At 29.1% G+C, this 636-nt stretch carries 1 protein-coding gene; it reads right to left on the minus strand.

Annotated features, from left to right (window positions below; genetic code table 11):
- Nucleotides 1-146: 146 nt before the first annotated feature.
- A partial coding sequence (locus tag QPK98_RS15570) for a hypothetical protein (RefSeq protein ID WP_310994395.1) occupies nucleotides 147-636 on the minus strand: 490 nt, incomplete at its 5' end.

The following is a 636-nucleotide window of genomic DNA, read 5'->3' on the forward strand; positions in this document are numbered from 1 at the left end:
ACAACGTGTTTGTATAAGGAAAGTTGCGTGTTTGTGTGCGAGGATTTTCCGAAGGAAAATCAGAAGCTAGCAAACGAGCAACTAACTTTGGTTTAGCTAAAACTAGCAATTTTTTTTATACGGTGTTGTGCGCAGTCTTTTCTTTTTCAGATTAAATAATATTCGTTTGAGAATCTGACAATCCACTTTCCATTTTTATCTATAAAAAGATAAATAACTTTATAATTTTTATTAATCTCAATGTCAAAGCAAGTCCCTTTTTCAATTGACTCCACTTTTAAAATCGGTGTTTTTAAATCCGACTTATAATTATATCCGAAAGTATTTTCTATGCTATGAGAATTTGCTCCAATTTTCACAAATTCATTAAACACTAATTTGTCATTCACGTATGCTTTTATATTTTCATCAAAATCAGATAAGAATATAACTTGAAAAGCATCTAACTTTTTATCCGCTTTAGGATTATCGTTTCCAAATAATTTAGTTCGGTCATATTGTATTTCAATATTTCCGTCACAAGATATATTTTCCGCTATTTTTTCAGATACTTTGCAAGATGAAACTGAACATAATAAGGTCATTAATATGATAAAAATTCTATTCATTAAGTTTTTTTCAGATTGCGCACAACGT

The organism is Aequorivita marina, assembly GCF_031631895.2.
Taxonomy (GTDB): Bacteria; Bacteroidota; Bacteroidia; order Flavobacteriales; family Flavobacteriaceae; genus Aequorivita; species Aequorivita marina.